Raw genomic sequence first — 9,023 nt, 5'->3', positions numbered from 1 at the left:
GAAGCCGGGCCGGAAAAGCAAGAAACATTTCAACACGAAGGAAGATAAGGACGCGAAGCACACGAAGGCGCTTCGCGCCGCCAATCTCCTGCCGCCAGCGTCTTCAGTTGCCCGGCGCGCATGGCGCGCGTGGCGGGGCAGACGTGGCGGCTGACGTCTCCGCCCTTGCGTCCTGTTGCTAACATGTTACCGCTTGCCTGAGTGAACTCACTTCGGAGGTTCCGTGGCGGCGTTGGAGCAGGCGGGGATAGCGGCGGCGCCGATCGACGGGGCGCCGCCCGGTGCGCTTCCCGGCGCGGACCGGCTGGGGGTGGCGACGCGGGCGGGTTACGGCCTCGGCTCGCTCGCGGCCGGCATCAGCGGCACGGTGCTGGGCGGCTCGGTGCTGCAGGTCTACTTCAACCAGGTGGTCGGCCTGCCGGCGGCCTGGGTCGGCGCGGCGGTGATGGTCAGCATTGTCCTGGACGCGGTGATCGATCCGCTCATCGGCCGGTTCTCGGACGGCCTGCGCACCCGCTGGGGCCGGCGGCACCTGATGATGTACGCCTCGGCGGCGCCCGCGTCGCTGGGCGTGCTGCTGATGTGGCATGCGCCCGGATCGTGGGGGCCGGCTGGGATGCTGGCGTTCATGGTGGCGATGCTGACCTTCGTGCGGCTGGCGGTCAGCTGCTTCGACATCCCGCTCCGCGCGCTGGCCCCGGAGCTGGCGCCCGACTACCACGACCGCACGGGCCTGATCGCCTGGCGGTTCGTGTTCGGCATCGCCGGCGGGGCGGCGATGAACGCGGTGCTCTACTACGTGTTCCTGCGCGAGGACGCGAGCAACCCGGCGGGCCTTCTCAATCAGCAGCGCTACGTCGCCTTCGGCTCGTTCGCCGCGGCGATGATGTTCATCACCATCGTCGCCTCCACGGCCGCCACCCACCACCGCATCCGCCACCTGCACGTGCCGCCCCTGCAGCGGCCGACGCTGAGGCAGACGCTGGGCGAGCTGAAGCTGAGCTTCGCCCAGCCGGGGCTGGTGATCCTGATGTTCGCGACGCTGCTGAACGGGTTCGGCGGCGGGCTGCAGTTCGGACTCGACATCTACATCGTGCGCTACTTCTGGGAGCTGAAGCCGCAGGCCAACGCGGTGATCGGGCTGATGGCGCCGGCCGGGGCGCTGATCTCGCTCTGGGTGACGCCGAGGATCTCGTCGCGGGTCGGCAAGCGGCCCTACATGGCCGCCTGCTACGTCGGCTGGCTGGTGCTGTTCCTGGCGCCCTACCTGCTGCGCTGGGTGGGCGCGATGCCGGCCAACGGCACGGCGGGGCTGGTGGTGGCGATCTCGGCCCTGTCGCTGACGGCGCTGGTGTGCGCGTTCGGCGTGCACACGGTGCTGCAGTCGATGCTGTCGGACGCGGCCGACGACGCCTCGGTGAAGACCGGGCGGCGCTCGGAGGGGACCCTGTTCGCCGCCTTCGGGGTGCTGGACAAGTGGGGCCAGGGCATCGGGGCGCTGGGCGCCGGCCTGGTGCTGGCGGTGGTGGCGTTCCCGACCAGGGCCGTGCCCGGCGCCTTGCCGGCGCACGTGGTGAACGGCCTGGTGCTGGCGTCCGCGCCGCTGATCGCCGGCTGCAACGTCTTCGCCCTCTACATGATGAGCCGCTTCCGCCTCGGCCACGACCAGCACGCCGCGAACATCGAGGCCCTGCGCCGCCGGGAAGGGGCCGCGCCCGGTTAAACGATCACTGACGCCCACTCGCGGACTCCGGGATCGCCCGCCGCTCGCCGGCCAGGGCGGCGAACGCCGCATAGATGACCGCGTCGGGGATGAGTTCCGGCGTCACCAGGCGCTGGAAGGTGAGGCCCTCGGATAGAGCGCCGATCACGCGGACCAGATCCTCCGCCGGCATGGGCAGCTGTGTCTCGTCAGGGAACCGCTCGCGCCACCAGGCGGCGGCGATGGCGACCAGCCTGGCGGAGCGCTCGGCCGCCCGGGCCTGCAAGCCGTCGTTGGCGAGGCTGTAGGCCAGGCCCCTCAGGCGGCCGGCGCCCATCCGCCTGCGCTGCGGCATGACGGCGATCAGGGCTTCGGCCACGTCGCGCATGATCTCGGCGACACTCGCGCCCGGCCGCGTTTGCGGCCGGACCTGCGGCCAGTAGGCCGGTCCGATGGCGGCGAGCAGGTCTTCGCGGTTCTTGAAGTTGCCGTAGATGGCCCCGTTACTCATCCCGGCGCGGCGCGCCACTTCCTGCATCGTCACCCCGTCGTAGCCCTTCTCCTCTGAGAGCTGGGCGGCGACCTGGATGAGCTTGGCGCGGGTGCGGGCGCGCTTGTCGCCCTTGGGGCGCCGGCGGGGCGACGACTGAGGCTCCGCGTCAGCAGTCATTGACTCGAGGCTAGGACGGCGCCAGAAAAAGAGCAATTCTCTTTTATAACCCCGCTCCTTTAGTCGAAGATCCGCTTTCAGAGTTCGGCAGACCGGCTCCGAGTCAGAAGGACGACCCACGTGGCCAGACCATTGATCTCCTTCATCCTCGGCCTGGGGAAGCCCGTCGGGCCTACGCGGGTCGACGGCGACGCCGTCGATGTCGATGGCGGCCAGCTTTTCGCCGAATCCGGCGGAGCGGGGCCGCAGGCGATCGTGCTGCTGCACGACGGCCTGATCGACGGCTCCGGCTTCGACGCGATGTGGCCGCGACTCTGCAGGGACTTCCGCGTCGTGCGCTACGACCGCCGCGGCTACGGCAAGTCGCCGGCCGCCAGGGGGCCGTATTCGCAGATCGACGATCTGGCGGCCGTGATCGCCTCGGCGAACCTCGAGCGCTTCAGCCTGGTCGGCTTTTCCGCCGGCGGCGCCATCGCCCTCGACTACGCGCTGGATCACCCGCAGTCGGTAGAGCGGCTGATCCTCGTCGGGGCCGCGCCAGGCGGCGCATCTCCATCCGCCGCCGCCACCCGGCGCGAAAATCGCAATTTCTTGCCGATCCTGTTCGGCAATGTTCAGGGCGTGGCCGCCAACTGGGCGAAAGACCCCTGGTACATCAGCCGGGGCGACGACGCGGCCAAGGCCAAGGCCTTGGCCATCTGGCGGTCCCATCCGCAGAATATCCGCCACCTGCCGGTGGACCCGGCCCGCCCGAGCCCGCCCGCCTTGCCGCGACTGCCGGGCCTGCGGGTTCCGATGCTGCTCGTGGTCGGCGACCAGGACTTTCCGGACATTCTGGCGAACACCCTCTCGGCGCAGGCGCTGATCCCGAACGCCAAGCGGCTCGTGGTGGCCGGCGCCGGACACGCCCTGCAGCTGGAACGGCCGCAGCAGACGGCAGACCTCATCGGCGACTTCGTCCGCGGGGGTCGCTACCGGCGGGACGACGCCCCGCAGATTGCGGTCAAGTCCGGCTGAGACAGCAGGAAACTGGCTCGCTGCGAGGCTCTCCAACCGGGAAGGCCCCCGCGCGCCGACGCTAAGCGCCCAGGACGCGGAAACGCGATTGGAGCGCCGCGTCGCGCAGCGGTATCAACGCCTGATACTCGGGTGAATTGTACCAGCGCATCGCGGTTTCCCGGTCCGCGAAGCTGATGATCGCGCCGGCTGTGAACGCGGCATCGCCGGTCAGCACCGACCAGGGCCCGACGACGAGGAACTCGCCCCCGAACGCTTTGATCGTGGGTCCCGCGCCGGCGGAGTACTTCTCCCGCGCGTCATGGTCCTGAACCGTCAGCTCGACGACGACGTAGGCGGTCATTGTCACACTCCTTGTGCGGCGCAGCAGCGCCAGACCCGAGGCATAGCCGCCGCTCGACCTGCGGATAAATGGGCGCCAGATTGCAACAATCCCAACCCAGGGGTTCTTAATCATGGACAAGCTGGCCGGGATGGCGATGTTCGTCAGGGTGGTCGAGGCCGGCAGCTTCGCCGCCGCCGCCGACGCCAGCGACGTCTCGGCGACCATGGTGGCCAAGCACGTGCGCGCCATCGAGCAGCGCCTCGGCGCGCGGCTCATCCATCGCACCACCCGTCGCCACCAGCTGACGGAGGTGGGGCGGCTCTACTACGAGCGTTGCAGGAGCGCCCTCGCCGAGGTGGCGCGCGCGGAGGCCAGCGCCAATGAACTGCGCGAAAGCCCGCGTGGCCGGCTGAGACTGGTCGCGCCCGTCAGCTTCGGCAGCGAAAGCCTGGCGCCGGTGCTCGCCGAGTACCTGGCCGCGAACCTGGACGTGAGCGTCGAACTCACCCTCGACAATCGCGCGCCGGACCTGATCAACGATGGCTACGAACTGGGCATCTGCATCGGCGAGGTCGGCGATCCCTCACTGGTGGCCCGGCCGCTGAAGCCGTACCGGCGCATTCTCGCCGCCGCGCCCTCTTACCTGGCCAGGCACGGTCGCCCCGAGCATCCGGCGCAGCTGCGCGACCATGCGTGCCTCACGCTCTCCTACTGGGGCGCCCAGGGCGGCCTCTGGCGACTGGTCGGGCCGAACGCCGAGGTTGCGGAGGCTTCCGTCACCGGACGTTTCAGCGCCAACCATGGCGCCGCCTTGCGCGTGGCGGCCGTATGCGGTGCGGGCATCGTCCTGCAGCCCGAACTGCTGCTTGCGGACGACCTCGCCTGCGGCCGCCTCGAGCCGGTTCTGCCGGACTGGTCGTACCGGCCGGTGCCCATGCACCTCGTCTACGCGCAGGATCGCCGCCCGACTGCCATGCTCCGAAGCGCCATCGACCTCCTGGTCGCGCGGTTCGGGTGACCGGCGGCGCCCGCGCCGACGCCGGCCGGCCGCCGCGCTTAGCGTCAGGCAGCGCCAACAAACGCGCTGTCACCGGGCCTCGGCCACATCCCAGCCTGTGGCTTGGCAGCAGTTCCTGCTCGTGGGCTGTCGTGACGCTATCCGATCGCCTGATCGTCGCCAGCCGCAACCAGACTCTCCCGCCGCGTGCGAGTGGGATATTGTGTGGATAGCGGCGACCGGCGAGTTCATGCGGGCGCCGCAATCCGAAGCTGCTGGGAGCCTCCCATGCCGGTGCTCGTCGATCGAATTGGGCAGACTGAGGTCAACTGCTTGATCTGGATCGGCCGGGTGTCAAAAGCGGAAGCCCTGGCAATGCCAGGCAGGATCGACCCGTCCCGACCGGAGTTCGGCTGTCGGTGGATCAGCTACTTCAACCGGGGCGCCGATCTTTCGGACCTGGACGCGGCGTGCCTCCTGGAGCTCCGCGAACGGCTCAGACCGGTCGTGGCCGGCTTGGCCGCCAAAGGTGAGTTCAGGATGACGCTGGCCTCGAACTCCAAGTTCAACGACCCGCTCCTGGCGGTCTGGCGCGTGATTGCTGCCACCGATCCCGACTATCTGTCCAATCCGCTGATCGTGCACGACATCGAGTCCGCCTCGCGAGCCCTGGGCCTGTTGGCGGTGGAAGCCGATCACGCGCGCGTCTGGATCGAGTCGCGGATCGCAGGAATTTCGCCCGACTCCTGAGTCGAACTGGATCGTCCGCTGGACACGGCTCGAGGCGCTTCCACGCGCTCCGCCAACACTCGGCCGACGTTACGCCAATTTCCTACAGTCTCACAGCAACTCGAGGGCGCGCTCAACCGCACCGTGGCCGAGATCGACAAGCGCCTGAAGACGATGCGCGAACGGCTGAAGCGCATCGGCCCAGGTTTTGATTCGCTCTCAGGTCCAAAAGACACGGTCATAGCCAGGCCTCAAGTCGCGCCCACGGCGCGGCCCGCCCGGGCAGGCTACGTCCAGACTACCCATCCGCGCGGAACGAAGCCCTGGCCGTGCCAGGCACGGGCGCCCATTGGTCCGTGTTCATCGGCCAACGGGCTTGCGCCGGGCGGGACCGAGCGGGGCGATTGGCATTGGGTGTACGACGGGCGTCCCCATAGCCGAAACGCGGACCGGGATGTCTACCCCGGCAGCCGCACCACCGCGCGCAGGCCGCCTAGCGGGGAACGGTCGAGCGTCACCTCGCCGCCGTGGCCGCGGGCCACGTCGCGGGCGATGGCGAGGCCGAGGCCGACGCCCTTGGCGTTCTGGTTGCGGGCCTCGTCGAGGCGGGCGAAGGCCTTGAAGGCCTCCTCGTACTGGGCCTCGGGAATGCCGGGGCCGTCGTCGTCGATGGTGATCTCCACACCGCCCTGGGGGCGCGGAGCGGCGGCGACGACGATGCGCTCGGCGTGGGCGGCGGCGTTCATTACCAGGTTGGAGAGGGCCCGCTTCAGCGCATTGGGCCGCACGCGGGCGGTGAGCTCGGGGTCGATCTCGACGGCGACCTGGGCGCCGGCGCGCCGGGCGCCTTCCACCACCTCGTCGACCAGGGCGCGGAGCGGCGCGGTCTCCACCGCCTCGCCGCCCTCGCCGCGGGCGAAGGCCAGGTATTCGTCGATCATGTGCTCCATCTCGGCCAGGTCGCGTTTCATCCCGGCGGTGCGCTTGCCGGGCTCGGCCAGCGCCAGCTCCAGCTTCAGGCGGGTGAGCGGGGTGCGCAGGTCGTGGCTGACCGAGGCCAGGAGCGCGGTGCGCTGGTCGATGTGGCGCTGGATGCGCAGGCGCATGGCCAGGAAGGCGGAGGCCGCCAGCCGCACCTCGCGGGCGCCGTGCGGCTTGAAGGCGGGCGCGTCGAGGCCGCGGCCGAAGGCGTCGGCGGCCTCGGCCAGGTGCTCGATGGCGCGCACCTGGTTGCGGATGAACAGGATGGAGACGGCGGTGAGCAGGAGGGTCGCCACCGCCATCCAGAGCACGAAGATGTGGCCCTGCGTGGCGAAGGCCCGGTCGCGCGGCGCCAGGATGCGCATCACCCCGCCCGGGACCTTCACCCGGATGTCGACGTAGGCCGGGTAGCGGGTGGTGTCGAACCAGAAGGGATCGTCCAGCCGCTCCGACAGCGCCTTCTGCAGCGAGCGGTCGACAGGGGCGAACGGGGAGAAGCGGCGCTTCAGCGGCAGCTCGCGGCCGGGCTGCAGGGCGATGGACAGGCTCATGGACGCCTCGGCCCGCCCGGCGAGCCTGGCGAAGGCCTGGGGCGAAGGGTCGTCGCGGTAGCTTTCAACCGCCCAGGCCACGTCGCCGGCCAGGCCCTCGGAGAGCCGGCTGGTGACCGTCTGCCAGTGAGCGTCGAAGAAGATGTAGGTCACGGCGATCTGCATGACCACGACCGGCAGGACGATGATCAGCAGCGAGCGTCCGAACAGGGTGGTGGGCAGCCGGCGCTTCAGCCACCGCCCCGCGACACGCAATCCGAGGCGCAGGTTCATCGGGAGCGGCTCCCCGGGAGGCGAGCGGCCCGGGACGCTCTGTCCTCCCCCGTCCTCTGCGGGACAAGGGAGGAAAAGGTCGGCGCTTCCATCAGTCCGGCGCCAGCATGTAGCCCACGCCGCGCAGGGTCTGCAGGTAGCGGGGGGCCTTGGGGTCGGGCTCGATCTTGCGGCGCAGGCGGGTGACCTGGACGTCCACCGCCCGGCCGGAGGGATCGACGGAATCGTGGGCCAGCTCGATGCGGTCCACCGGCTCATGCGGGGTGCGGGCCAGGCGGCGCAGCAGGCCCGCCTCGGCCTCGGTGAGGCGCACCGGCTGGCCGTCGCAGACCAGCTCGCCGCGCTCCGGGTCGAAGCTGCAGCGGCCGAGCAGGACCGCGCCGTTGGCGGGCCGTCTATGGGCGCGGCGCAGGATGGCCTCGATGCGGAGCAGCAGCTCCTCCGGCTCGAAGGGCTTGGAGAGGTAGTCGTCGGCGCCCAGCCTCAGGCCCTCGATGCGGTCCTCGGCCAGGCCGCGCGCGGTGAGCATCAGCACCGGCGTGCGCGCCGAGGGCCCGCCCGCCTCGCGCAGCCAGCGGGTGAGGGAGAAGCCGTCCTCGCCCGGCATCATCACGTCGAACACCGCCAGGTCGAAATCCAGCGTCCGCATCAGCCGGCGCGCCGCGGCCCCGCCCGAGGCGGTGGTCACACGGAAGCCGGCCCGGGCCAGGTATTCCTTGAGAAGCTCGCGGATGCGGTCGTCGTCGTCGACCACCAGCAGGTGCCGCCCCCGGGGCGCGTCACGGGGTTCGGCGGTCATGGCGCACGCCCATTTCGTTTGACGCCGCCGCCTGCGGGGTCTTCAAGGAAGGCGCATTGAAAGGAGGCTTTTGGCCTATGTCTCTCGTTCCCTTCGACGATCGCGACGGTTGGATCTGGCTGGACGGCCAGTTCGTGCCCTGGCGCGAGGCGAAGGTGCACGTACTGACCCATGGCCTCCACTACGCCTCGGCGGTGTTCGAGGGCGAGCGGATGTACGGCGGCGAGATCTACGAGCTGACGGCGCATACCGAGCGGCTGTTCAAATCGGCCGAGATCCTCGACTTCGAAATTCCGTTCACGGTGGCCCAGATCGACCAGGCCTGCAAGGACGCCTGCGCCAAGAACGGCCTGGACGACTGCTACATCCGGCCGATCGCCTGGCGCGGCTCGGAGATGATCGGCGTGTCCGCCCAGGACACCAGGATCCACGTGGCCATCGCCGTGTGGGACTGGCCGAGCTACTTCGAACCCGAGGTCAAGGCGCGCGGCATCCGGATGTGCTGGGCCAAGTACAAGCGCCCGTCGCCGGAAACCGAGCCGGTGCACGCCAAGGCCACCGGCCTCTACATGATTTGCACCATCTCCAAGCACGCTGCGGAGAAGGCCGGCTACACCGACGCGATGATGCTCGACTACCGCGGCTATATCGCGGAATCGACCGGCTCCAACGTGTTCTTCGTGAGGGACGGGGTGCTGCACACCCCCACCCCCGACTGCTTCCTGAACGGCATCACCCGCCAGTCGGTGATCAGGCTGGCGAGGTCCAAGGGCTTCGAGGTGATCGAGCGGCACATCAGGCCGGAGGAGCTGGCGGGCTTCTCCGAATGCTTCGTGGTCGGCACCGCCGCCGAGGTGACGCCGGTGGCGGAGATCGGCGAGTACCGGTTCAAGCCGGGCAACATCTCGCTCGGCCTGATGGACGACTACGCCCGGATGGTGCGGCGCGAGCTGGTCTCGGCCTGACGACTTTCCTCCCC

At 69.9% G+C, this 9,023-nt stretch carries 9 protein-coding genes; 5 read left to right on the top strand and 4 right to left on the bottom strand.

Annotated elements, in window-relative coordinates:
* The first annotated feature begins 223 nt into the window (after positions 1–223).
* The gene (locus tag VGL30_RS09265) at positions 224–1,723 is read left to right on the top strand and encodes an MFS transporter (protein ID WP_331539156.1); all 1,500 of its coding nucleotides are present in this window, start codon (positions 224–226) and stop codon (positions 1,721–1,723) included.
* A 4-nt stretch (positions 1,724–1,727) separates the two neighbouring features.
* Here VGL30_RS09265 and VGL30_RS09260 read toward each other — a convergent pair whose 3' ends face one another.
* The gene (locus tag VGL30_RS09260) at positions 1,728–2,372 is read right to left on the bottom strand and encodes a helix-turn-helix domain-containing protein (RefSeq protein WP_331539154.1); all 645 of its coding nucleotides are present in this window, start codon (positions 2,370–2,372) and stop codon (positions 1,728–1,730) included.
* A 120-nt stretch (positions 2,373–2,492) separates the two neighbouring features.
* On the opposite strand from VGL30_RS09260, the gene VGL30_RS09255 reads away from it, so the two are divergent.
* Complete coding sequence (locus VGL30_RS09255) at positions 2,493–3,389, top strand: alpha/beta hydrolase (protein ID WP_331539152.1); 897 nt, start codon at positions 2,493–2,495, stop codon at positions 3,387–3,389.
* A 61-nt stretch (positions 3,390–3,450) separates the two neighbouring features.
* Here VGL30_RS09255 and VGL30_RS09250 read toward each other — a convergent pair whose 3' ends face one another.
* Positions 3,451–3,732 (bottom strand): DUF1330 domain-containing protein, encoded by a 282-nt coding sequence (locus VGL30_RS09250; RefSeq protein WP_331539150.1) that lies wholly within the window; start codon positions 3,730–3,732, stop codon positions 3,451–3,453.
* 112 nt (positions 3,733–3,844) lie between these two features.
* On the opposite strand from VGL30_RS09250, the gene VGL30_RS09245 reads away from it, so the two are divergent.
* Both VGL30_RS09245 and VGL30_RS09240 read left to right on the top strand, forming a co-directional pair.
* Positions 3,845–4,732 carry a LysR family transcriptional regulator gene (locus VGL30_RS09245; RefSeq protein ID WP_331539148.1) on the top strand — a complete coding sequence of 296 codons (888 nt, stop codon included), beginning with the start codon at positions 3,845–3,847 and terminating at the stop codon, positions 4,730–4,732.
* 267 nt (positions 4,733–4,999) lie between these two features.
* Positions 5,000–5,461: a hypothetical protein gene (locus tag VGL30_RS09240; RefSeq protein ID WP_331539146.1), complete on the top strand. Its 462-nt coding sequence runs from the start codon at positions 5,000–5,002 to the stop codon at positions 5,459–5,461.
* 437 nt (positions 5,462–5,898) lie between these two features.
* Here the strand turns inward: VGL30_RS09240 and VGL30_RS09235 are convergent, their stop codons facing one another.
* Both VGL30_RS09235 and VGL30_RS09230 read right to left on the bottom strand, forming a co-directional pair.
* Positions 5,899–7,245 carry an ATP-binding protein gene (locus VGL30_RS09235; RefSeq protein WP_331539144.1) on the bottom strand — a complete coding sequence of 449 codons (1,347 nt, stop codon included), beginning with the start codon at positions 7,243–7,245 and terminating at the stop codon, positions 5,899–5,901.
* 91 nt (positions 7,246–7,336) lie between these two features.
* Positions 7,337–8,044, bottom strand: coding sequence for a response regulator transcription factor (locus VGL30_RS09230; RefSeq protein WP_331539142.1), 708 nt, complete (start codon positions 8,042–8,044; stop codon positions 7,337–7,339).
* A 77-nt stretch (positions 8,045–8,121) separates the two neighbouring features.
* On the opposite strand from VGL30_RS09230, the gene VGL30_RS09225 reads away from it, so the two are divergent.
* Positions 8,122–9,009, top strand: coding sequence for a branched-chain amino acid aminotransferase (locus VGL30_RS09225; RefSeq protein ID WP_331539140.1), 888 nt, complete (start codon positions 8,122–8,124; stop codon positions 9,007–9,009).
* Positions 9,010–9,023 lie beyond the last annotated feature (14 nt).

It is taken from the genome of Phenylobacterium sp. (assembly GCF_036502675.1).
Taxonomy (GTDB): domain Bacteria; phylum Pseudomonadota; class Alphaproteobacteria; order Caulobacterales; family Caulobacteraceae; genus Phenylobacterium.
Note: the sequence above shows the minus strand (reverse complement) of the source record. Positions and strands in the feature narration are given on the sequence as shown.

What these genes read in the sequence shown, in the direction of transcription:
- VGL30_RS09260 (WP_331539154.1), bottom strand. Translation starts at nt 2,372, where the DNA reads ATGACTGCTGACGCGGAGCCTCAGTCGTCGCCCCGCCGGCGCCCCAAG.
- VGL30_RS09250 (WP_331539150.1), bottom strand. Translation starts at nt 3,732, where the DNA reads ATGACCGCCTACGTCGTCGTCGAGCTGACGGTTCAGGACCATGACGCG.
- VGL30_RS09245 (WP_331539148.1), top strand. Translation starts at nt 3,845, where the DNA reads ATGGACAAGCTGGCCGGGATGGCGATGTTCGTCAGGGTGGTCGAGGCC.
- VGL30_RS09240 (WP_331539146.1), top strand. Translation starts at nt 5,000, where the DNA reads ATGCCGGTGCTCGTCGATCGAATTGGGCAGACTGAGGTCAACTGCTTG.
- VGL30_RS09235 (WP_331539144.1), bottom strand. Translation starts at nt 7,245, where the DNA reads ATGAACCTGCGCCTCGGATTGCGTGTCGCGGGGCGGTGGCTGAAGCGC.
- VGL30_RS09230 (WP_331539142.1), bottom strand. Translation starts at nt 8,044, where the DNA reads ATGACCGCCGAACCCCGTGACGCGCCCCGGGGGCGGCACCTGCTGGTG.
- VGL30_RS09225 (WP_331539140.1), top strand. Translation starts at nt 8,122, where the DNA reads ATGTCTCTCGTTCCCTTCGACGATCGCGACGGTTGGATCTGGCTGGAC.